The following is a 21,360-nucleotide window of genomic DNA, read 5'->3' on the forward strand; positions in this document are numbered from 1 at the left end:
CCGGTGCCGGACCGGCTCCTCGCCCGCCTCGCCGCCGCCGCGCTGCGGCTACCACCCACCCGACCCGGCCCGGTGCGGGTCACCCGCGACATCCCGGTCCGGGCCCGCGACGGTGTGGTGCTGCGCACCGACCACTACGCCCCGGCGGCCCGGGACGCGCCGACCGTGCTGATCCGCACCCCGTACGGGCGGGGTGGACCGCTGCGGCTGCTCGGCCGGCTGCTCGCCGCCCGGGGCCGGCACGCGGTCATCCAGGCGTGCCGGGGCACCGACGGCTCCGGCGGCACGTTCGCGCCGCTCGTGCACGAGCGCGACGACGGAGTGGACACCCTGGACTGGCTGCGCCGCCAACAGTGGTGGGCCGGCCGGCTCGGCATGTTCGGGGTCAGCTACCAGGGCTTCGCGCAGTGGGCGCTGGCCGCCGACGCCGACGAGGACCTGCGCGCGATGGTCGCGGTGGTGACCGCGTCGGCCACCCGGGACTCGACGTACGCGGGGGAGTCCTTCGCCCTGGACACGGTGCTGACCTGGGCGGAGTTGCTGCACGCACAGACCGTGCCGTGGCCGGCCCGGCAGTGGGAGCTCAAGCGTGGGCAACCCCGGCTCGTCGCCGCGCTGCGGCACCTGCCGTTGGCCGACGCCGACCGGGTGGCCACCGGCGTGACCATCCCCTTCTTCCAGGAGTGGCTGCGCCACCACGATCCGGGTGCCGTCTACTGGCGGACCCGGGTCTTCGCCGACCGGGTGGCCCGGGTGCGGGCGCCGGTGGCCATGGTCAGCGGCTGGCACGACATCTTCCTGCCCGCCCAGCTCGACGACTACGCCACGCTGCGCACCACCGGAGCGCAGCCGCGCCTGGTGATCGGCCCGTGGACGCACGGCAGCCCCGGCCTGTTCGCGGCCGCCCTGCGCGAGGGACTGGCCTGGCTCGACGAGCACCTCACCGCCGCGCCGCGCTCGCCCGTCCCGTCCCGGCCGCCCGTGCGCATCTACGTCACCGGCCCCGGCGGCGGATGGCGGGACCTACCCGACTGGCCGCCCTCGGCGGCGCAGACCGCGTGGCACCTGCATCCGGGTGGGGAGCTGGCGGTGCGCCCGCCGGTCGGGTCGGCCCCGGACGAGTTCCGGTACGACCCGGCCGACCCGACCCCGTCGGTGGGTGGGCCGCTGCTCGTCGCCCAGCGCGCCGGTCCGGTGGACAACCGGCACGTCGAGGCCCGCCCCGACGTGCTGACCTACACCAGCGCCCCGCTGACCGCGCCGGTCGAGGTGATCGGCCCGGTCCGCGCCGAGATTCACATCCGCTCCGAGCTGTCGCACCTGGACGTCTTCGTGCGACTGTGCGACGTGGACCGTCGAGGTCGCTCGTGGAACGTGTGCGACGGTCTGGTACGGGTCACGCCGGAGCGCTTTCCGGCCGGCCCCGACGGCGTGCTGCGGGTGCCGGTGCCGCTCTGGCCGACCGCCTACCGGTTCGCCGCCGGACACCGACTGCGGGTGCAGGTCGCCGGTGGCGCCCATCCCCGCTGGGCGCGCAACACCGGCACCGGTGAACCCCTCGGTACGGCGGTGACGCTGCGTGCCGGATGGCGGCAGGTTCTGCACGACCCGGCGCACCCCTCGGCGCTGCTGTTGCCGATCGTCCACTCTGCCCCGGCGTCGGCTCCAATCTGAACAGAGCCCGTCTGAGCTGGGCATTCACCGGAATTGCGGGCTATGGTTGAGCCAACGCCCGGCGCCGTGCACCAGCAGACCGGGCTCGCCCGAAGCCCAGCACCGCGTACGCGGTGTGACGTCGTGCCCGGTCCCCGTTCCCGTTGAGAGGGGGACCCCATGACCCGGGCCCCGGCAAATCTGTTGGCCCTTCGAAGTCTGCTCCTCACTCACCTCGACAACGCCCCCGGCCCGGACGACCTGGAGCCGGCGGAGGTCGGCATCGTCGGCGACCCGTCCCACCGGGGCGGCTACCACTGCGGCTCGGACCGGGTCGTCGCAGGCGACTACTCGGTGGTCGAGTCACCCCGGGACCGGGCCGGCCTGACCCTCGACGCGGCGGCGCTCGACGTCGGCCAGTTCGACGTCCGCTCCGGTGGCCGTTCGAACACCCTGCCCAGCTTCTCGGTCTGGTGCGTGGCGCAGTGCGCCGCGAACGCGGCCGACACCCGGGACATCCGCGAGATCATCTACAGCCCCGACGGCTCCACCGTGAAGCGGTGGGACCGCCTCGGCAAACGCAGCACCGGCGACAGTTCGCACCGCTGGCACACGCACTTCAGCTTCTTTCGTGACGCCATCAAGGCGGGCCGCGACCAGCGGCCATTGTTCCGCCGCTACCTCAGCTCCATCGGACTCCTGGAGGACGACGACATGACCCCCGAAGAGCACAACTGGCTGGCGACCGTCCACAAGAACCTCACCGTGCTGGACGGCCGTAACCCGATCGGACAGATCTACACCCGAATGGCGGAGGGGCGGGACGACACCGGCGCCCCGGTCAACGGCAACTGGAACCTGCAGGCGATGACGAAGCAGCTCACCGACCTGCAGGCCACGCTCAACGCACTGGCCGCGAAGGACTTCACCGACGAGGCGGCGATCGTCCAGGGCGTGCTGGCCTCGCTGACCCCGGAGAAGATCGCCGCGGCCATCCCACCCACCATCGCCAAACAGGTCGCCGACGAGCTGGCCCGCCGGCTGGTCGCCTGAGCGGAGGGGCGGCCCGTAGCCGCCGGGCCGCCCCTCTCCACACTTCCGCAACGATCGTTGGGCAATGACCATTGCGCAACAAGTCTTGCGAATGGCATGGTGGGGCCATGGAGAGCCCCGACGTACGCCAGATCACCGACTCGCGGGCACTGGCCGCCATGGCCCACCCGCTTCGCCGCCGCCTGATGGACGTGCTCAAGGTGCACGGCCCCTCGACGGTCGGCCTGCTCGCCGAGCGCACCGACCAGGCACCGGCGAACGTCAGCCACCACCTCAAGGTCCTCGCCGCGGCGGACCTGGTCACCGAGGCCCCCGAGCTGGCCCGGGACCGGCGTGAGCGGTGGTGGCGGCTGGTCAGCAGGAGGCTGAGCTGGTCCACCGCCGACTTCGACACCGACCCGGCCGCCCAGGTGGTCGCCGACGCCGCCACCTCGCTCAACCTCGACCGGCACGTCGCCCTGGCTCGCGCCTGGCACGCCACCGACGAAGCCACCCGGGCAACCTGGGAGGACGCGCCGTTCTCCACCGACCGCTGGCTGCACCTCACGCCGGGCGAACTGGCCCAGCTGAGCCACGAACTGAACGACGTCCTCACCCGCTGGGCCGACCGGGACCTGCCCGACGACGACGCCGAACGCCGACCGGTCTTCCTGTTCGTCCACGGCGTACCGGCCCGACCGTGACGACCGCCACCCGCGAGCAGCAGTTCGGCGTCCAGCCGACCGGCGGGTTGCTGCGGCACCGCGACTTCCGGCTGCTCTGGGCCGGTCAGGCGGTCAGCAGCGTCGGCAGCAACGTCACCACCGTCGCGCTGCCCCTGGTCGCGGTCGCCGTCCTCGACGCCGGCACCTTCCAGGTCGCGGTGCTCACCGCCGCGGCCTGGCTGCCCTGGCTGCTGATCGGCCTGCCCGCCGGAGCGTGGGTGGACCGGCTGCCCCGCCGATCGGTGATGGTGGTGTGCGACCTGTTCTGCGCGTCGGCCTTCCTCAGTGTGCCCCTCGCCGCCGTGCTGGGCTGGCTCACCGTCGCCCACCTGCTGGTGGTCGCCCTCAGCGCCGGCGCCGCGCGGGTCTTCTTCGAGACCGCAGACCAGGTCTACCTGCCGGTGCTGCTGCGACCCGAGCAGTTACCCGAGGGCAACGCGAAGCTCCAGGCGACGCAGACCGTGAGCCACGTCGTCGGGCCCGGCCTCGCCGGCCTGATCGCCCAGCTCACCGGTGCCGTCGCCGCCCTGCTGCTGGACGCGCTCACGTTCCTCGCCTCGGCGGCGCTGCTGCTGCGGATCCGCACCCGTGAACCACGCGTACGTCGGCGGGACCGATCCCGGTCCCTGCGTCAGGACATCGCCGAGGGGCTGCGCTTCGTCGTCCGGGACCCGTACCTGCGGGTGCTGACGGCCTTCGGTGCGGCCAGCAACCTCGGGCTGAGCGGCTACCAGGCCGTCCTGGTGGTCTTCCTGGTCCGCGAACTGCGCCTCGAACCCGGTCTGGTCGGCGCGCTGGTCGGGGTGATGAGCATCGGAGGCATCATCGGGGCGCTGGTGGCCACCCGGGTCGGCCGGCGCTGGGGGACCGCGCGGGCCCTGCTGATCGGTGGGGTGCTCGCCGGCCCGCCGGCCCTGCTCATCCCGCTGGCCGCGCCCGGCACCGGGCTGACCTGGCCAGCGCTCGGTGGCGTGCTGATCGGCCTCGGCGTGGCCGTCGGCAACGTGGTCAAAGGCGCCTTCCGGCAGACCTACACCCCGCACCACCTGCTGGGCCGGGTGACGGTGAGCATGCAGCTGCTCAACTACGGCACGATCCCGATGGCGGCCGTGCTGGCCGGTGTGATCGGCGCGCGCTACGGCGTCGCGACAGCAGTGTTCGTGATGACCGCCTGGCAGGCGTTCACCCCGCTGATCCTGTTGGTCGGGCCGATCCGGAGGCGGCGGGACCTGCCCGCCGCCCCGGTGGCGTCTTGAGTGCGCTGCGACGGCGGCCGGAAAGCGGCCGCCGTCACCGGCACGGAGCTACATCGGGCGGACGTTGTCCGCCTGCGGACCCTTCTGCCCCTGGGTCACCTCGAACTCGACCTTCTGGCCCTCGTTGAGCTCCCGGTAGCCGCTCGTCGCGATGGCGGAGTAGTGGACGAACACGTCCGGCCCTCCACCGTCCTGCTCGATGAAGCCGAAGCCCTTTTCCGAGTTGAACCACTTAACCGTGCCGGTTGCCATGCATCTCTCCCTGTTCAAAGCGGCTGACCATCGGCCTTCGGCCGATGATCGCCCGTACCTGTTCGACAGTAACGGGCGAAACCCCGATCTGCTGGCCGAAGTGCCGTAGGTCTTCGAGTGAACTCTGCGCGCCGGCACGCGAAAGCACACCCGGAGCCCGCCCTCCTGGGGCATGCTTGCGCCGATGACGGGTGCCGCAGCCGACGCGCTGACCGAGCTGGAGCGCGAAATCGACGCTCCCGGCGGCGGCCTGGACCGGCTCCGGCTGGTCCCCACCCCGTTCGTCCCCGAGGTGCGGCTGCACCTGGCCGAGGACGCGATCGTCTGGTGGGCCCGGATGGAGGCCACCGCCGGACACGCCCTGCCGGCCCCCTACTGGGCGTCCGCCTGGGCCGGAGGTCAGGCACTGGCCCGTCACCTCCTGGACCACCCGGAGCTGGCCGCCGGTCGCCGGGTGCTCGACCTCGCCGCCGGGTCGGGACTGGTCGCCATCGCCGCCGCGCTGGCCGGCGCCACGCAGGTGATCGCCAACGACATCGACCCGTACGCCGTCGCCGCTGTCACCCTTAACGCGCGAGCCAACCAGGTCGCCGTCGACGCCGTCGGAGACGACCTGCTCGACCGCGTCGACGCGGAGGCCGACCTGGTCGTCGCCGGGGACGTCTTCTACGACCGTGCGATGGCCGACCGGGTGCTGCCGTTCCTGGAACGGATCGCCGCCACGGGCGCCGACGTGCTGGTCGGTGATCCCGGCCGGGAACACCTGCCGGCGGACCGGCTGACGGTGCTCGCCGACTATCCGGTGCCCACCACCGAACCGTCGGTCGACCCGTCACCACGCCGAGTGCAGGTGCTGCGACCCGGGTGAGCGTCCTCGACGCCTCAGGGTGACCCCGAGACGGAAGCCAGGGATCGGTGGGGGCATCGACCGGATGTCCGAAGTGGTGCGGCGGTCATAGCGTACGAGGCATGACGCAATGGCTGGCCCAGATCGGAGAACTGCCTGTTCTGCTGCTTATGGGCTCGCTCGGGCTCGTCATGCTCTTCGATGCCGTACCCCTGCTGGGTGTCCTGGTCCCCGGCGACGTGGCGATCCTCGCCGCCGTCGGGGTGGGCCGCCCGTCCACCGGGCTGGCCACCTTCGCCGCCGTCCTGGTCGGCTGCCTGGCCGGCTGGTCGCTGAGTTTCCTGGTCGGTCGCCGCTACGCCGAGCAGCTCCGACACAGCCGGATCGGCGACTGGATCGGCGAGGCACGCTGGGCGGCGGCGGAGGGCATCCTGCGTCGTGGCGGCGGCCGGATGATGATCGTCGCGCCGTTCCTGCCCGTGTTCAACGCGCTGCTTCCGCTGGCCGCCGGTGGGCTGCGGATGTCGTACCGCCGATTCCTGGGATGCGCCACGCTCGGCGCGGCCGCCTGGGCCGGTCTCTACCTCGCGCTGGGCACCGCGGCGCGGTCCGTCGCCGGGCTGCTGCCCGGTGAGCCCAGCCCGCTGGTGATCACGATGGGGGTCGGGCTGGTGCTGGCTTCCGTCGTGTTGCTGGGGGCGCGGCGGCGGCTGTTTGCTGTGGCTTCTTGATCTTCGGGTGGTCGCGGTGGTGGGGCGGGGGCCCGCCGTGCCCGGCTCCGGGCGGTCAGGCTTGATCCCTGCGCCGGGCACGGCGGGCCCCCGCCCCCGTCGTGGTCGACCTGCGTCTGGTCGTGCCGCCCCGCCGGTGGGTTTTGATCTTTGGTGGTTGCCGGTCGACGTCGGGTTCTCTGGTTGTTACCAGCCTCTGGCTTTCCACTGGGGGAGGGCGGGGCGTTCCGCGCCCAGGGTGCTGTCCTTGCCGTGGCCCGGGTAGAACCAGGTGTCGTCGGGGAGGCGGTCGAACAGCTTGTGTTCGACGTCGTCGATCAGCGCGGCGAAGCGCTCCGGGTCCTTGTCCGTGTTTCCCACGCCACCGGGGAAGAGGCTGTCCCCGGTGAAGAGGTGCGGCGTGCCGGCCGGGTCGCGGTAGAGCAGCGCGATCGAACCCGGGGTGTGCCCCTTGACGTGGATGACCTCCAGCGCGCAGTCGCCCACCGGCACGGTGTCGCCATCGGACAGACGCTCCGCCTCGATCGGCAGCCCGGCCGCGTCCTCGGCGTGCACCAGGGCCCGGGCGCCGGTCTTGGCGACCACCTCCTCCAGCGCCACCCAGTGATCCATGTGCTGGTGGGTCGTCACCACGGCGGTGAGCCCGCCGTCGCCGACCAACTCCAGCAGCCGGGGCGCCTCGTTGGCGGCGTCGATCAGCACCTGGTCACCGGTGCTCGTGCAGCGCAGCAGGTAGGCGTTGTTGTCCATCGGGCCCACCGACAGCTTGCTGATGGTGAGCCCGTCCAGCTCGCGTACCGCCGGCGCTCCGCCGGGGGTGACGTCTCCGCTGTATGTCATGACGTTTCAGATCCATTCCGGTGGAGTAGGCAGGGGACCGTCAGGGGTGACGGAGAGCGGGGCGCCGTCGGCGCGGCCGATCAGCCAGGCGGCGAGGTCGGGGGCGGGACCGGCGACGATCGGGGCGCCGTCACGGTCACCGATCACCACGTCGTGCTCGCTGCCGTCGAGGCGCAGCACCATCGAGGGCGGTGTCGGCGCCATGGCGTGGTGGCTCGCCGCCTCGCGCAGCAGCCGTTGGGTGAACGTGGCCGACCAGTCGGCGGCCCGGTAGCCGGCGGCCAGGTCGAGGTGGTGCACCTCGATCTCGCGCAGGCGACCCCAGACCAGCAGCGCCGCCGGCCACGGGCCCAGACGCGCCTGCACCGTCGCCGCCCACGCCTCGGCCGGCATCGCCGCGACCGCCTCGGCGAAGAGGTCCGCGCTGCGCCGCAGGTCGTCCAGGTGCTCGGCGGGCGGACGGCCCGATCCGGCCTCGATGTCCGCGTTGCGGACCTCCAACGAGGCGTACATCGGCCGGTCCTGCCCGGTGCGCGCCGAGGTGAGCAGGTTCACGAAGCCGTCCGCGTTGCGCGCCAGATGCGCCAGCACGTGGCCGCGCGTCCAGCCCGGCAGCAGCGACGCCGCGGCCAGGTCCGCCTCGTCGAAAGAAGCGGCGGTACGCAGCAGCCGGCTGGTGGCCGCGTCCACCTCGCCCATCAGCAACAGCGGATCCGTGGTCACCCGTCGACCCTAGCGGTCCGCCACCGCGGCGTCGCCGGGGAAATCGCTTTCGGCGCGTCGGCGCGGGACCTACCGTCAGCGGCAGACGCGGCACCGGGACATCGGACGGAGGTGGTGATCATGCCGGACGTGGCACGCGTGTTCCGCCATCACCAGCTTCGACACCGATGAGGATGCCATGACGATCGATTTGACCACCCTCGGCTGGGACGCCGAGCGAGCGGCGTACGCCGAGCGACGCGGCGAGCACCACCCGGGTCGGGTGGCCCGCGTGGACCGGGGGGTCTGCACGGTGCTCACCGCGACCGGCCCGATCCGGGCCAGCCTGGGCGGGACGGTGTTGGCCGCCGCCGCCCGGGATCCGTCCGCCCTACCCTGCGCCGGTGACTGGGTACTGCTCACCCACTGGCCGGACGGTCGCGTCACCGTCGAGGTGGTGCTGCCGCGCCGGAGCGCGCTGATCCGGCGTACCGCCGGCAAGGACGCCAGCGGGCAGGTGCTGGCCGCCAACCTCGACGCCGCCGCCGTGGTGGAGCCGGTGCACCCCGAGCCGGACGTGGGGCGCATCGAACGGCTGCTGTCCCTGGCCCACGAGTCCGGCGCCCGGCCGCTGGTCGTGCTGACCAAGGCCGACCTCGCGGCCGACCCGGCCGCGCTGGCCCGGCAACTCGCGGCTGTCGCACCCGGGGTGCCGGTGCTGCCGGTCAGCGCCGAGCGGGGCGTCGGGCTGGACCCGCTGCGCGCCGAGGTCACCCCGGGCCGCACGCTCGGCCTGCTCGGGCCCTCCGGCGCGGGCAAGTCGAGCCTGGTCAACGCCCTCGCCGGCACCGTGACGATGCCCACGCAGGCGATCCGCCGGGTCGACGGCAAGGGCCGGCACACCACGACGTGGCGGGCCCTCGTACCGATCCCCGGCGGGGGTGCGGTGATCGACACGCCCGGCGTACGCGCTGTCGGCCTGCTCGACGGCGCGGCCGGGCTCGACCGGGCGTTCGCCGACATCGCCGGGCTGGCCGAGGGTTGCCGGTACGCCGACTGCGGGCACGACGGCGAGCCCGCCTGCGCGGTCCGGGAGGCGCTGCACACCGGCGAACTCTCCACCCGGCGGTGGGAGAGTTGGCGGCGGCTACAGGGAGAGGTGGCCCACGAGAGTCGACGGCGGGAGGCGCGGGTGGCGGCGGAGCGGCGCGGCGGCTGGCGGTCGGCCCGACGCCGGGCGGCCCGTCCGCCGAGGCCCGGCGGCTACTGACCTGGGCTCCCCGGTCGTCGTCAGCTCTCGACGCCGGGGCCGGCCCCGCCGGTCGCGCTGAGCCTCGCGCTCGGTGTGGCCGGCGGGCTGCCGCTCGGTTCGGGCCGACCGCCTCGGCCGGGCGCCGATGTGGGTCTGACTCACCGCGGCTGATCGGGCTGACCTGGGGGAATGTGCCGGCGGGGGAAAGTGTCGTACCTCGGGGCTAGAGTTGCCGAGGCGTGTTCTGCGCGCCCGTACGACCGCTCAAATCACCCAGAGCGGGACACATTCTTCGCTTCGTCTTCTCCCGGGAGTACACGCACCGTGGCCGACCGACTGATCATCCGTGGCGCGCGCGAGCACAATCTGCGTGACGTCAGTCTCGACCTGCCCCGGGACGCACTCATCGTTTTCACCGGGCTGTCCGGGTCGGGCAAGTCGAGCCTGGCCTTCGACACGATCTTCGCCGAGGGTCAGCGCCGCTACGTCGAGTCGCTCTCGTCGTACGCCCGGCAGTTCCTCGGCCAGATGGACAAGCCAGACGTCGACTTCATCGAGGGCCTGAGCCCCGCCGTCTCGATCGACCAGAAGTCCACCTCGCGCAACCCGCGCTCGACCGTCGGCACCATCACCGAGGTCTACGACTACCTCCGCCTGCTCTTCGCCCGCATCGGCGAGCCGCACTGCCCGGTCTGTGGCGAGCGCATCTCCCGGCAGAGCCCCCAGCAGATCGTCGACCGGGTCCTCGCGATGACCGAGGGCACCAAGTTCATGGTGCTCGCGCCGGTCATCCGGGGCCGCAAGGGTGAGTACGTCGACCTCTTCGCCGAGTTGCAGGCCAAGGGCTACGCCCGGGCCCGGGTCGACGGCGTGGTCTACCCGCTGACCGAGCCACCGAAGCTCAAGAAGCAGGAGAAGCACACCATCGAGGTGGTGATCGACCGGCTCACCGTCAAGCCCAGCGCCAAGCAGCGGCTGACCGACTCGGTCGAGGCGGCGCTGGGTCTCTCCAGCGGCCTGGTGCTGCTCGACTTCGTCGACCTCCCGGAGGACGACCCGGACCGGGAGCGCCGCTACTCCGAGCACCTCGCCTGCCCCAACGACCACCCGCTCGCCATCGAGGACCTCGAACCCCGGGTCTTCTCCTTCAACGCGCCGTACGGCGCCTGCCCGGAGTGCACCGGCCTGGGCACCAAGAAGGAGGTCGACCCGGAGCTGCTGATCCCCGACCCCGAGCGCAGCCTGCGCGAGGGCGCGATCCAACCCTGGTCCACCGGGCACAACCTGGAATACTTCCTGCGCCTCTTGGAGGCGCTCGGCGAGGCCCAGCACTTCGACGTCGACACCCCGTGGCGGGCGTTGCCGGCGCGGGCCCAGAAGACGATCCTGCACGGCTCCGACGACCAGGTGCACGTGCGCTACCGCAACAAGTACGGTCGCGAGCGCTCCTACTACACCGGCTTCGAGGGCGTGGTGCAGTGGATCGAGCGCCGGCACTCCGACACCGAGTCCGAGTGGTCCCGCGACAAGTACGAGGGCTACATGCGCGACGTGCCGTGCGCGGCGTGCGGGGGCGCCCGGCTCAAGCCCGAGGTGCTCGCGGTCACCCTCGCGGGCAAGAGCATCGCCGAGGTCTGCAACCTCTCCGTGGGGGAGTGCGCCGACCTGCTCGCCGGCATCGAGCTGAGCGACCGGCAGAAGCTGATCGCGGAGCGGGTCCTGAAGGAGATCAACGCCCGGCTGCGGTTCCTGCTCGACGTCGGTCTGGACTACCTCTCCCTGGACCGGCCGGCCGGCACCCTGTCCGGCGGCGAGGCGCAGCGCATCCGCCTCGCCACCCAGATCGGCTCCGGCCTGGTGGGCGTGCTCTACGTGCTCGACGAGCCGTCGATCGGGCTGCACCAACGCGACAACCACCGGCTGATCGAGACCCTGGTCCGGCTTCGCGGGCTGGGCAACACGCTGATCGTGGTGGAGCACGACGAGGACACCATCCGCGTCGCGGACTGGATCGTCGACATCGGGCCGGGCGCCGGTGAGCACGGCGGCGAGATCGTGCACAGCGGCTCGGTGCCCGCGCTGCTGAAGAACAAGGAGTCGATCACCGGGGCGTACCTGTCCGGTCGTCGGTCGATCCCGACACCGTCGACCCGTCGCGCACCGGACCCGGCCCGGGAGTTGGTGGTGCACGGGGCGCGGGAGCACAACCTGCGCAACCTCACCGTCTCGTTCCCGCTGGGCCAACTGATCGCGGTCACCGGGGTCAGCGGCTCGGGCAAGTCGACGCTTGTCAACGACATCCTGTACGCGGTGCTGGCCAACCAGATCAACGGCGCCCGGCTGGTGCCCGGCCGACACACCCGGGTCTCCGGTCTGGAGCACGTCGACAAGGTCGTCGGCGTGGACCAGTCGCCGATCGGTCGTACGCCGCGCTCCAACCCGGCCACCTACACCGGGGTGTGGGACCACGTCCGCAAGCTCTTCGCCGAGACCACCGAGGCGAAGGTCCGCGGGTACGGTCCGGGTCGGTTCTCGTTCAACGTCAAGGGCGGGCGCTGCGAGGCGTGCTCCGGCGACGGCACCATCAAGATCGAGATGAACTTCCTGCCCGACGTGTACGTCCCCTGCGAGGTCTGCAAGGGCGCCCGGTACAACAGGGAGACCCTCGAGGTGCACTACAAGGGCAAGACCGTCTCGGACGTGCTGGAGATGCCGATCGAGGAGGCCGCCGAGTTCTTCTCCGCCATCCCGGCCATCCACCGGCACCTCAAGACCCTCGTCGACGTCGGCCTGGGCTACGTACGCCTCGGTCAGCCCGCCCCCACCCTCTCCGGTGGCGAGGCGCAGCGGGTCAAGCTCGCGTCCGAGCTGCAGAAGCGCTCCACCGGGCGGACGGTCTACGTGCTCGACGAGCCGACCACCGGTCTGCACTTCGAGGACATCCGCAAGCTGCTGATGGTGCTCGAAGGGCTCGTCGACAAGGGCAACACGGTGATCACCATCGAGCACAACCTCGACGTGATCAAGTCCGCCGACTGGCTGATCGACATGGGTCCGGAGGGCGGTCACCGGGGCGGCACGGTGCTCGCCACCGGCACCCCGGAGGAGGTCGCCGAGGTGGCCGAGAGCCACACCGGCGAGTTCCTGCGCCAGGTGCTCAAGCTCGACGGCGCGGCCAAGGGCGCGGCCGCCGCCACCAACCGCGCCGCCAAGGCCAACGGCACGACCAAGGCGCGGGCGAGCCGAAAGGTGCCGGCCGGAGCGCGCTGACCCGGCAGCTTCCCCGGGGATCGCGGGTTGTTGCGCGCCCGTCCGGGCACATGGAGCGGGGCGGTCCGGGACCGCCCCGTCCCGTTTCCGGGGTCGGACGGATGCCGCGATGAACCATCCGGCACAGTTGCCCGTGTGGAGAAGTGTGGCCGGCTTCTGACCGGCAGCGGGCTAGAGAGAGGCGAGGCATGAGTGACGATCAGGCGCTGACCGGTCCGGGTACGCAAACACGTCGCACCCTGCTCACCGGCGTCGGGGCAGTCGGCGCGGCCGTCGTCCTGGCGGCCTGCGGCAGCGACGACGGCAGCGGCAGCGACACCCCCACCAGTGGCGGTCCGGCCGTGCCCAGCACCGGCGACGCGGGCGGCGGCGACCGGCAGAACGCCCAGTCGCTGGCCACCACCGCCGACATCCCGGTCGGCGGCGGCAAGATCCTCGCCGCCGAGGGCGTGGTCATCACCCAGCCCACGGCCGGCGAGTTCAAGGGCTTCAGCCCGATCTGTACGCACCAGAACTGCCCGGTGTCGAACGTCGACGGCGGCACCATCAACTGCACCTGCCACGGCAGCAAGTTCTCGATCGAGGACGGCTCGGTGAAGGCCGGTCCGGCCACCAAGCCGCTGCCGCCGAAGGACATCAAGGTCACCGGGGACCAGATCTCGCTGGCCTGACCGGAGCGGTGAGGCCGGCCGCCGGTCCTGCCGTGGTGCGGGGCCACGCGAGCCGGTCCTACCGTGTCGGCCGCGCGAATCGGTCGGTGCCGTGGTGCGCGGCCGTGCGCGCTGGTCCCGGCCGTGGTTCGGCCGCGCCGGTCGGTCCTGCCGCGTGATCGACTCGTGTCTCGGGATGTCGGGGTGTCCGTGACGGACCGACACCCCGACATCCCGGAAGCCGAGTCGATCTAGAGCTTGGGCTGGGCTGTCGGTGCTGCGGACTAGGCTTGCTGGCGTGGCTGACCCCTCGACCTACCGCCCCGCGCCCGGCACCATCCCGGAGCTACCGGGGGTCTACCGCTTCCGCGACGGCACCGGCCGGGTGATCTACGTCGGCAAGGCGAGGAACCTGCGCAGTCGGCTCAACTCCTACTTCGGCGACGTGTGGAACCTGCACGAGCGCACCCGTCAGATGGTCACCACCGCCGAGTCGGTGGACTGGATCACCGTCGCCACCGAGGTCGAGGCGCTCCAACAGGAGTTCACCTGGATCAAGCAGTACGACCCGCGGTTCAACGTCCGCTACCGCGACGACAAGTCGTACCCCTATCTGGCCGTCACCCTCAACGAGGAATACCCCCGGCTGCAGGTGATGCGCGGTGCCAAGCGCAAGGGAGTGCGCTACTTCGGTCCGTACTCGCACGCCTGGGCCATCCGGGAGACCCTCGACCTGCTGCTGCGGGTGTTCCCCGCCCGGACGTGCTCCGCGGGTGTCTTCAAGCGGGCTGGTCAGGTCGGCCGTCCCTGCCTGCTCGGCTACATCGGCAAGTGCTCGGCGCCGTGCGTCGGCACCGTCTCCGCCGACGAACACCGCGCCATCGTCGACGGGTTCTGCGACTTCATGGCCGGTCGCACCGACACCATGGTCCGCAAGATCGAGCGCGAGATGCTCGAGGCGAGCGAGCAACTCGAGTTCGAGCGGGCCGCCCGACTGCGCGACGACGTCGCCGCGCTGCGCCGGGCCATGGAGAAGCAGACCGTGGTGTTGGGCGACGGCACCGACGCCGACGTGGTCGCGTTCGCCGACGACCCCCTCGAAGCGGCAGTGCAGGTCTTCCACGTCCGCGACGGCCGGGTCCGGGGCCAGCGCGGCTGGGTGGTGGAGAAGACCGAGGACCTGACCACCGGTGACCTGGTCCATCACTTCTGCACCCAGGTGTACGGGGGCGAGCACGGCGAAGCCGACGTCCCCCGGGAGTTGCTGGTGCCCGAGCTGCCCGCCGACGCCGACGCGCTGGCGGAGTGGCTCTCCAGCCACCGGGGCAGCCGGGTGTCGCTGCGGGTGCCGCAGCGCGGTGACAAGCGCGCGCTGATGGAGACCGTCGAGCGCAACGCCAAGGACGCGCTGGCCCGGCACAAGCTCAAGCGCTCCGGTGACCTGACCACCCGCGGCAAGGCGTTGGACGAGATCAGCGAGGCGCTGGGCATGAGCACCTCACCCCTGCGCATCGAGTGCTTCGACATCTCCCAGATCCAGGGCACCGACGTGGTGGCCAGCATGGTGGTCTTCGAAGACGGCCTGCCCCGCAAGAGCGAATACCGGCGGTTCATCGTCCGTGGCGCCACCGACGACCTCTCCGCGATGTCCGAGGTGTTGCGCCGTCGCTTCGCCCGCTACCTGGATGCACGGGCCGAGACGGGTGAGGTGGGGGTCGAGTCCGCCGACGACCCGACCACCCCGGACGAGACGGCTGAGCCGCAGGTGGGTGTCCTGATCGATCCGACCACCGGCCGGCCGCGGAAGTTCGCGTACCCGCCGCAGTTGGTCGTCGTCGACGGCGGCGCCCCGCAGGTCGCCGCCGCCGCGCAGGCCCTCGCCGACCTGGGCATCGACGACGTGGCGCTGTGCGGGCTCGCCAAGCGGCTGGAGGAGGTGTGGCTTCCCGACGACGAGTTCCCGGTCATCCTGCCGCGCACCTCGGAGGGTCTCTACCTGCTGCAACGGGTCCGCGACGAGGCCCACCGGTTCGCCATCACCTTCCACCGGCAACGCCGGTCGAAGCGGATGACCGAGTCGGCGCTCGACCACGTGCCCGGCCTCGGGGAGGTACGCCGCAAGGCGCTGCTACGACACTTCGGCTCACTCAAGCGACTCTCCGCCGCGACAGTCGAGGAGATCACCGAAGTGCCCGGTGTGGGCCGGCGTACCGCCGAGGCGATCCTCGCCGCCCTCGACACCGGCACGAAGGCCGACGAGTCCGCAGAGTCGAACCCGACAACCTGACACCGCCTTTCGACGGATCCGGGCAACATCGAGGTAAGCGCTGATTAGGCGTCGGAGTGAGGCAGCAGTCTCCCCGCGCTATCAGGGTCGTGCGCACGGTGCGCCGGTTCGTGGTGTCAGGTCGCTTCCTGGATGATCGTGCTCGATCCAGGTTGTAGTGGCTTCGCCGACGCGCCAAGGGGACTGTTTCCTGGTTCGAGCACGATCTCTTGTTGGCCGGGCCGCGTAGCCGGGACGGTTGGGCTGGTTGGTCGGGCCGCGTGGTCGGGTCGGGGCGTGGGACGGTGATCCCATACCTTGTCAAGTCGGACGAAACCTCGCACGCGGGGCGGGGCCTTCACGAAGACCCGAGTCGCTACGGGGCGCGCAGACCGCACGTCGCCGGCGCGGCGGGTTGATCCACTCGGTTTCGTGGAAGTCGGGGTATCCCCGGCACTTGGATACCGCGCTTTCGCCAAACCCGAGTGGATCAAGGCGAGTGCACCGCGCACCGGCCGGGATGATCGCGCTCTACGCGAGGTTTGTCCGGTGGTGGGGGTCACCCGGGCGGCGGAATCGGGGGCCGGGCGGGGCCGTTATACCTGGCACGGCCGCGACGCTGGGTCGTGGTGAGCGGCAGCCGCCGGGAACACCCGGCAGGTCGCCTGGGTTACACCCCCGGAACACAACGGGCCGGGAGGCCGGCGCAATGACTGGCCGCCGCAGCCGGTTACGTTCCCCTGGCTCGGCGGAATGAATGTGCCGCCGGACCCGGTTACATCCCCTGGCGCAGGCCGGGCATCATCCGGCCGGCGCTCGGCGGCGGAATGAGTCGCCGCCCCACCTGGTTACATGTGGTCCCGATGCCGGCCCTGTAGGGCCGCCGGGCAGCTGAGCTTCCCCCCTTGCACGTGCGGCACGTCCACCCCCCGGGCGTGCCGTGCACCCCCGATGCAGAGGAGCACGCCATCATGCGTACCGATCTGATCCGGAAGACTGCTCTGACCGCTGCTGGCCTCGCGTTCACCGGTGGTGCCATCGCCGGCCCCGTGACCGCGGCGTATGCGATGTCGGATGCCAAGCCCACCACGCAGACGCAGGATCGTAAGAGTGGTGAGCGGGAGTTGGGTGTGCGCTACGAGGCCCAGCCGAACTTCTACTACTGCGGCCCCGCCGCCGCCCGTAACGCCCTGAGTGTGCAGGGCAAGGACATCAGCGTGGACGCCATGGCCAAGGAGATGGGCACCACCGAGGCCGGCACGAACTCCATCAACGACATCACCCCGGTGCTGAACAAGGAGACCGGCAAGAACGACGCCTACCACTCCGTCGAGATCAGCACCCCGAAGGCCGACGACAAGCAGACCGACAAGCTGCGCGCCGACATCGTCCGCACCGTCGACGACGGCCGGGCCGTGGTCGCCAACATCGCCGGCACCACCACTGACACCGACGGTGGTATCCACTCCTTCGAGGGTGGGCACTACATCAGCGTGGTCGGCTACCGCGACAACGGCGACATCGTCAAGATCGCCGACTCCGCCGACCCGAACACCGCCTCGTACGAGGTCACCGTCGAGCACCTCGCCGACTGGATCGCCACCCGCGGCTACGCCACCAGCTAAGCCGTAGACACACCGAAGGGCCGGACCCCACCACGGGGCCCGGCCCTTCGCCGTGTCTCAGTCGGTGGCGAGCACGGCCAGGATTTGCTCGCCGTACTTGGCGAGCTTGTTCTCGCCGACCCCGCTGACGCGGGACAGTTCGGCGAGCGTGCTCGGCGCGTCGCTGGCGATCTGTCGAAGCGTGGCGTCGTGGAAGATCACGTACGCCGGAACGCCCTGCTCTTTGGCGGTGGTCGCCCGCCAGCCGCGCAGGCGCTCGAAGACCGACGCGGCGGCCGGGGTCAGCTCGGCGACGACGGTGGCCGAGCCGCGCGGCTTCGACGAGCGGCTCGACGTGGGCCTCTCCGGCTCGCGGCGCATCGTGACCGTGCGGCGTCGGCCCAGCACGTCGGCGCTGGCGTCGGTCAACGCGAGCGTGCCGTAGTCGCCCTCCACGGCGAGCAGCCCCTCGGCGAGCAACTGCCGGACGACACCCCTCCACTCCGCCTCGCTCAGCTCGGAGCCGATGCCGAACACGGTCAGCGAGTCGTGGCCGTACTGGCTGATCTTGTCATTGTGTTTGCCGAGCAGGATGTCGATGCAGTGCCCCGCGCCGAAGCGCTGGTTGCGCTCACGGTCGAGGCGGAAGACCGTGGAGAGCAGTTTCTGGGCGGCGACGGTGCCGTCCCAGGACTCCGGCGGGCTGAGGCAGGTGTCGCAGTTGCCGCAGGCGGGGGTGGACGTCTCGCCGAAGTATTCGAGCAGTTGGACGCGCCGGCACCGCACCGTCTCGCAGAGGGCGAGCATCGCGTCCAGGTGGGCGGCGAGGTTGCGGCGGTGGGCGAGGTCGCCGTCCGACGTCTCGATCATCTTGCGTTGCTGGACCACGTCCTGCAGCCCGTACGCGAGCCACGCGGTGGACGGCAGGCCGTCGCGTCCGGCGCGGCCGGTCTCCTGGTAGTAGCCCTCGACGGACTTGGGCAGGTCGAGGTGGGCGACGAAGCGGACGTCGGGCTTGTCGATGCCCATGCCGAAGGCGATCGTGGCGACCATGACCAGGCCGTCCTCGCGCAGGAAGCGTTGCTGGTTGGCGGCGCGGGTGGCCGCGTCCAGACCCGCGTGGTACGGCAGTGCGGTCACCCCGTTGGCGACCAGGAGCTCCGCGGTCTTGTCGACGGAGGCCCGGGACAGGCAGTAGACGATCCCGGCGTCGCCCGGGTGCTCGTCGCGCAGCAACGCCAGCAGTTGCTTGCGGGGCTCCCGCTTGGGGACGATCCGGTACTGGATGTTGGGCCGGTCGAAGCTGGCCACGAAGTGGCGGGCGTCGTCGAGCTTGAGCCGGCTGGCGATCTCGGTGCGGGTGGCGCTGGTCGCGGTGGCGGTCAGCGCGATCCGTGGCACCTGCGGCCAGCGTTCGTGCAGCATCGACAGCGCCAGGTAGTCGGGGCGGAAGTCGTGCCCCCACTGGGACACGCAGTGCGCCTCGTCGATCGCGAACAGGGAGATGCGCCCCCGGTCCAGCAGGGCCAGCGTGGAGCGGACGCCGAGCGCCTCCGGGGCGAGGTAGAGCAGGTCCAGCTCGCCGGCGACGAAGGCGGCCTCGACCCGGCGTCGGGCGTCCATGCTCTGGGTCGAGTTGAGGAACCCGGCGCGGACGCCGACCGCGGTGAGCGCGTCGACCTGGTCCTGCATGAGGGCGATCAGCGGGGACACGACGACCGCGACGCCCTCGCGGACCAGCGCCGGGATCTGGTAGCACAGGGACTTGCCGCCACCGGTGGGCATCAACACCAGCGCGTCGCCGCCGTCGACCACATGGTCGATCACGTCCTGCTGGAAGCCGCGGAAGGCGTCGTAGCCGAACACCCGGCGCAGCACCGGCAACGCGCCCTCGGGCCGCAGGTCGGTGGGGGAGGCCATCCGGGGAGTCTACGAGCCGACCCCGACAGCGCCCGCCCGGCGCACCCGGGCGGTGACCGTGACCCGCCGGTCGCCCGGTCTGGCCTGCGAAGATCGCCAAGAGCGCGTCCATGGTCACTGATCGTCATCGAGGGTGGAGGGTGGCAGGCCGTGCCGGGTGCGCGGACTGGGCCCGGAAGCGGGATAGAGTCGCTGATTGACCAATCGCGGCCAAAGGCGGCCACGGCGCCACGGCTTGGGGGTACGGGTGAGCGAGGCGCGCACAGTCGGTGACCGGATCGACGACCCGGATGCGGTCGACGGGCAGTCGACGACGGAGTCGGAGACCACACTCGTGGTGGTCACCGGGCTCTCCGGCGGTGGCCGCAGCACGGTCGCCAGGGCGTTGGAGAACGTCGGCTACTACGTCGTCGACAACCTGCCGCAGGCGTTGATGCTGGACATGGCCGAGTTGGCGGTCAAGGCCGGCGGCGCGGCCCGGCGTACCGCGATGGTGCTGGACGTGCGGTCGCGGGCCTTCTCCACCGACCTGGCCGGGGCGATCCGCGAGCTGAAGGAACGCGGGTTCTCACCCCGGGTGGTCTTCGTCGACGCCGACGACGAGGTGCTGATCCGGCGGTTCGAGAGCGTCCGCCGTTCCCACCCGTTGCAGGGGGACGGGCGACTGGCCGACGGCATCGCCGTCGAGCGTGGGCTGCTCGAAGAGGCCCGGGACCAGGCCGACGTGATCATCGACACCAGCCACCTGAACGTCAACCAGCTCCGCCGTCGCATCGAGGAGCTGTTCGGCGGCGAGGACGCGCGCCGGCTGCGGGTCACCGTGCTGTCCTTCGGATTCAAGTACGGCCTTCCGCCGGACGCCGACTTCGTGCTGGACGCCCGGTTCCTGCCCAACCCGTACTGGGTGCCGGAGTTGCGCGAGCACACCGGGCGGGAGGAGGCGGTCAGCGCGTACGTGCTCGGGCAGGAGGGCGCGGACGCCTTCGTCGCCTCGTACGCCGACCTGGTCAACGCCACCACCACCGGCTTCGAGCGGGAGGGCAAGCGGTACCTGACGGTCGCCGTGGGCTGCACCGGCGGCAAGCACCGCAGCGTCGCCATCGCCGAGGAGTTGGCCGGGCGGCTGCGCCACTCCGGGCTGGCGGCCAACGCCCAGCACCGCGACCTGGGGCGCGAATGACGGCCCGGCGGGTGGTGGCGTTCGGCGGCGGGCACGGGCTGTCCGCCTCGTTGCGCGCGCTGCGGCACTGCGCCCCCGAACTCGACCTCGACATCACCGCGGTGGTCACCGTCGGAGACGACGGCGGCTCCAGTGGTCGGCTGCGCGCCGAGCGTGGCGGTCTGCCCCCGGGTGATCTGCGCCAGGCGCTGGTGGCACTGGCCGGGGACCACCCGGCGACCCGGCGCAGCGCTGGGCTGTTCCAGCACCGCTTCGCCGCCGTGCCGGCCGGCGTACCCCCGCTCGGCGAAGCCGACCCGGACCCGGCGACGACCGGCGGCGGCCGTGCCCCCGACCGGGACGCGGCGACCGGCGGCGGTCGCGATTCCGACCGGGACTCAGCCTCGACCGGCGGCCGTGCCCCCGACCGGGGCGCGGGGGCCGGCGGCCGTGACTCCGACGCCCGAGGCGAAGGTCCGGAGGCGGCCCGCGTCGACGGGCTGACCGGGCACGCGGTCGGCAACCTGGTGCTCTGCGGTCTCATGGAGCTGCTCGGCGACCCGGTGGCCGCGCTGGACCACGCCGGAGCGATGCTCGGCGCGGTCGGCCGGGTGCTGCCGATGTCCCGGCAGCCGGTCGGCATCGAGGCGCAGGTCCGCGGGATCGACCCGGCCGCCCCGGACGAGGTGCGCACCGTGCGCGGCCAACACCAGGTGGCGGTCACCACCGGGCGGGTCGAGTCGCTGCGCCTCACGCCCGCCGCCCCACCCGCCTGCGCCGAGGTGATCGAGGCGATCATGGCGGCGGACTGGTTGATCTTCGGACCGGGCAGTTGGTACACGAGCGTGCTGCCGCACCTGTTGGTGCCGCAGGTGGCCGACGCGATCGTGTCCACCTCGGCGCGGCGGTTGGTCACGCTGAACCTCGCCGCGGAGAAGGAGACCCTCGGGCTCTCCGTCGCCGACCACCTCGCGGCTCTGCACTGGTACCTGCCCGAGCTGAAGGTGGATCTCGTGCTCGCCGACGCCAAGGCGGTGGGTGACCCCGAACCGGTCGAACGTGCGGCAGAATCGCTGGGTGCCCGCCTGGTCCTCGCCTCCGTCGCCGTCACCGGTGGCACCCCCCGCCATGATCCGGCTGCCCTGGGCGCCGCACTGGTGCCTGTCCTGGGCGCCGATCGTTAGACACGTACGTAATCTCC

The 21,360-nt window shown here is 71.8% G+C and carries 17 protein-coding genes; 13 read left to right on the top strand and 4 right to left on the bottom strand.

The genetic code is table 11. The annotated features are described in order from the left end of the window. Positions 1 to 3 precede the first annotated feature (3 nt). From O7617_RS21745 to O7617_RS21760, 4 genes are all read left to right on the top strand, one after another. Positions 4 to 1,674 (top strand): CocE/NonD family hydrolase, encoded by a 1,671-nt coding sequence (locus O7617_RS21745; protein ID WP_282257775.1) that lies wholly within the window; start codon positions 4 to 6, stop codon positions 1,672 to 1,674. 159 nt (positions 1,675 to 1,833) lie between these two features. Then, on the top strand, positions 1,834 to 2,706 hold the full coding sequence (locus O7617_RS21750; protein WP_282257778.1) for a hypothetical protein: 873 nt from the start codon (positions 1,834 to 1,836) through the stop codon (positions 2,704 to 2,706). 107 nt (positions 2,707 to 2,813) lie between these two features. Then, on the top strand, positions 2,814 to 3,389 hold the full coding sequence (locus tag O7617_RS21755) for a metalloregulator ArsR/SmtB family transcription factor (RefSeq protein WP_282257780.1): 576 nt from the start codon (positions 2,814 to 2,816) through the stop codon (positions 3,387 to 3,389). Continuing rightward, positions 3,386 to 4,666, top strand: coding sequence for an MFS transporter (locus O7617_RS21760; RefSeq protein WP_282257782.1), 1,281 nt, complete (start codon positions 3,386 to 3,388; stop codon positions 4,664 to 4,666). Before O7617_RS21755 ends, O7617_RS21760 begins: the two co-directional genes overlap by 4 nt. Before the next feature lie 48 nt (positions 4,667 to 4,714). Here the strand turns inward: O7617_RS21760 and O7617_RS21765 are convergent, their stop codons facing one another. Next, the gene (locus O7617_RS21765; RefSeq protein ID WP_007072071.1) at positions 4,715 to 4,918 is read right to left on the bottom strand and encodes a cold-shock protein; all 204 of its coding nucleotides are present in this window, start codon (positions 4,916 to 4,918) and stop codon (positions 4,715 to 4,717) included. Between the two features lie 172 nt (positions 4,919 to 5,090). Here O7617_RS21765 and O7617_RS21770 point away from each other — a divergent pair, with 172 nt between their 5' ends. Further along, positions 5,091 to 5,786 carry a 50S ribosomal protein L11 methyltransferase gene (locus tag O7617_RS21770; RefSeq protein WP_282257785.1) on the top strand — a complete coding sequence of 232 codons (696 nt, stop codon included), beginning with the start codon at positions 5,091 to 5,093 and terminating at the stop codon, positions 5,784 to 5,786. 101 nt (positions 5,787 to 5,887) lie between these two features. Next, positions 5,888 to 6,496: a VTT domain-containing protein gene (locus O7617_RS21775; RefSeq protein WP_282257787.1), complete on the top strand. Its 609-nt coding sequence runs from the start codon at positions 5,888 to 5,890 to the stop codon at positions 6,494 to 6,496. A 186-nt stretch (positions 6,497 to 6,682) separates the two neighbouring features. On the opposite strand, the gene O7617_RS21780 is transcribed toward O7617_RS21775, so the two are convergent. Both O7617_RS21780 and O7617_RS21785 read right to left on the bottom strand, forming a co-directional pair. Beyond that, positions 6,683 to 7,336 (bottom strand): MBL fold metallo-hydrolase, encoded by a 654-nt coding sequence (locus O7617_RS21780; RefSeq protein ID WP_282257790.1) that lies wholly within the window; start codon positions 7,334 to 7,336, stop codon positions 6,683 to 6,685. A gap of 6 nt (positions 7,337 to 7,342) precedes the next feature. Beyond that, the gene (locus O7617_RS21785) at positions 7,343 to 8,059 is read right to left on the bottom strand and encodes a maleylpyruvate isomerase family mycothiol-dependent enzyme (RefSeq protein ID WP_282257792.1); all 717 of its coding nucleotides are present in this window, start codon (positions 8,057 to 8,059) and stop codon (positions 7,343 to 7,345) included. 178 nt (positions 8,060 to 8,237) lie between these two features. Here O7617_RS21785 and rsgA point away from each other — a divergent pair, with 178 nt between their 5' ends. The 5 genes from rsgA (at position 8,238) to O7617_RS21810 (ending at position 17,101) form a co-directional block, all read left to right on the top strand. Then, complete coding sequence (rsgA, locus tag O7617_RS21790; protein WP_282257794.1) at positions 8,238 to 9,308, top strand: ribosome small subunit-dependent GTPase A; 1,071 nt, start codon at positions 8,238 to 8,240, stop codon at positions 9,306 to 9,308. 306 nt (positions 9,309 to 9,614) lie between these two features. Next, complete coding sequence (uvrA, locus tag O7617_RS21795) at positions 9,615 to 12,560, top strand: excinuclease ABC subunit UvrA (protein WP_282257796.1); 2,946 nt, start codon at positions 9,615 to 9,617, stop codon at positions 12,558 to 12,560. 188 nt (positions 12,561 to 12,748) lie between these two features. Continuing rightward, a complete protein-coding gene (locus O7617_RS21800) occupies positions 12,749 to 13,231 on the top strand; it encodes a Rieske (2Fe-2S) protein (RefSeq protein ID WP_282257798.1) in 483 nt (160 codons plus the stop codon). 277 nt (positions 13,232 to 13,508) lie between these two features. Then, a complete protein-coding gene (uvrC, locus tag O7617_RS21805; RefSeq protein WP_282257799.1) occupies positions 13,509 to 15,497 on the top strand; it encodes an excinuclease ABC subunit UvrC in 1,989 nt (662 codons plus the stop codon). Positions 15,498 to 16,447: 950 nt separating this feature from the next. Further along, positions 16,448 to 17,101 (top strand): C39 family peptidase, encoded by a 654-nt coding sequence (locus tag O7617_RS21810; RefSeq protein ID WP_282257804.1) that lies wholly within the window; start codon positions 16,448 to 16,450, stop codon positions 17,099 to 17,101. A 57-nt stretch (positions 17,102 to 17,158) separates the two neighbouring features. Here O7617_RS21810 and recQ read toward each other — a convergent pair whose 3' ends face one another. Next, positions 17,159 to 19,000 (bottom strand): DNA helicase RecQ, encoded by a 1,842-nt coding sequence (gene recQ, locus O7617_RS21815; RefSeq protein WP_282257805.1) that lies wholly within the window; start codon positions 18,998 to 19,000, stop codon positions 17,159 to 17,161. 277 nt (positions 19,001 to 19,277) lie between these two features. Between recQ and rapZ the strand changes: the two genes are divergently transcribed. Together rapZ and O7617_RS21825 are read left to right on the top strand one after the other, a co-directional pair. Then, complete coding sequence (gene rapZ / locus O7617_RS21820; protein WP_282264827.1) at positions 19,278 to 20,180, top strand: RNase adapter RapZ; 903 nt, start codon at positions 19,278 to 19,280, stop codon at positions 20,178 to 20,180. Then, the gene (locus O7617_RS21825; RefSeq protein ID WP_282257806.1) at positions 20,177 to 21,343 is read left to right on the top strand and encodes a 2-phospho-L-lactate transferase CofD family protein; all 1,167 of its coding nucleotides are present in this window, start codon (positions 20,177 to 20,179) and stop codon (positions 21,341 to 21,343) included. Before rapZ ends, O7617_RS21825 begins: the two co-directional genes overlap by 4 nt. The last annotated feature ends 17 nt before the right edge of the window (positions 21,344 to 21,360 follow it).

Origin of the sequence: Micromonospora sp. WMMD1155, from assembly GCF_029581275.1 — a bacterium.
GTDB lineage: Bacteria > Actinomycetota > Actinomycetes > Mycobacteriales > Micromonosporaceae > Micromonospora.

Excerpts from the sequence above, each read along its gene's own strand:
- O7617_RS21750 (WP_282257778.1), top strand. The coding sequence starts at position 1,834 with ATGACCCGGGCCCCGGCAAATCTGTTGGCCCTTCGAAGTCTGCTCCTC.
- O7617_RS21755 (WP_282257780.1), top strand. The coding sequence starts at position 2,814 with ATGGAGAGCCCCGACGTACGCCAGATCACCGACTCGCGGGCACTGGCC.
- O7617_RS21765 (WP_007072071.1), bottom strand. The coding sequence starts at position 4,918 with ATGGCAACCGGCACGGTTAAGTGGTTCAACTCGGAAAAGGGCTTCGGC.
- O7617_RS21770 (WP_282257785.1), top strand. The coding sequence starts at position 5,091 with ATGCTTGCGCCGATGACGGGTGCCGCAGCCGACGCGCTGACCGAGCTG.
- O7617_RS21775 (WP_282257787.1), top strand. The coding sequence starts at position 5,888 with ATGACGCAATGGCTGGCCCAGATCGGAGAACTGCCTGTTCTGCTGCTT.
- O7617_RS21780 (WP_282257790.1), bottom strand. The coding sequence starts at position 7,336 with ATGACATACAGCGGAGACGTCACCCCCGGCGGAGCGCCGGCGGTACGC.
- rsgA (WP_282257794.1), top strand. The coding sequence starts at position 8,238 with ATGACGATCGATTTGACCACCCTCGGCTGGGACGCCGAGCGAGCGGCG.
- O7617_RS21800 (WP_282257798.1), top strand. The coding sequence starts at position 12,749 with ATGAGTGACGATCAGGCGCTGACCGGTCCGGGTACGCAAACACGTCGC.
- O7617_RS21810 (WP_282257804.1), top strand. The coding sequence starts at position 16,448 with ATGCGTACCGATCTGATCCGGAAGACTGCTCTGACCGCTGCTGGCCTC.
- recQ (WP_282257805.1), bottom strand. The coding sequence starts at position 19,000 with ATGGCCTCCCCCACCGACCTGCGGCCCGAGGGCGCGTTGCCGGTGCTG.
- O7617_RS21825 (WP_282257806.1), top strand. The coding sequence starts at position 20,177 with ATGACGGCCCGGCGGGTGGTGGCGTTCGGCGGCGGGCACGGGCTGTCC.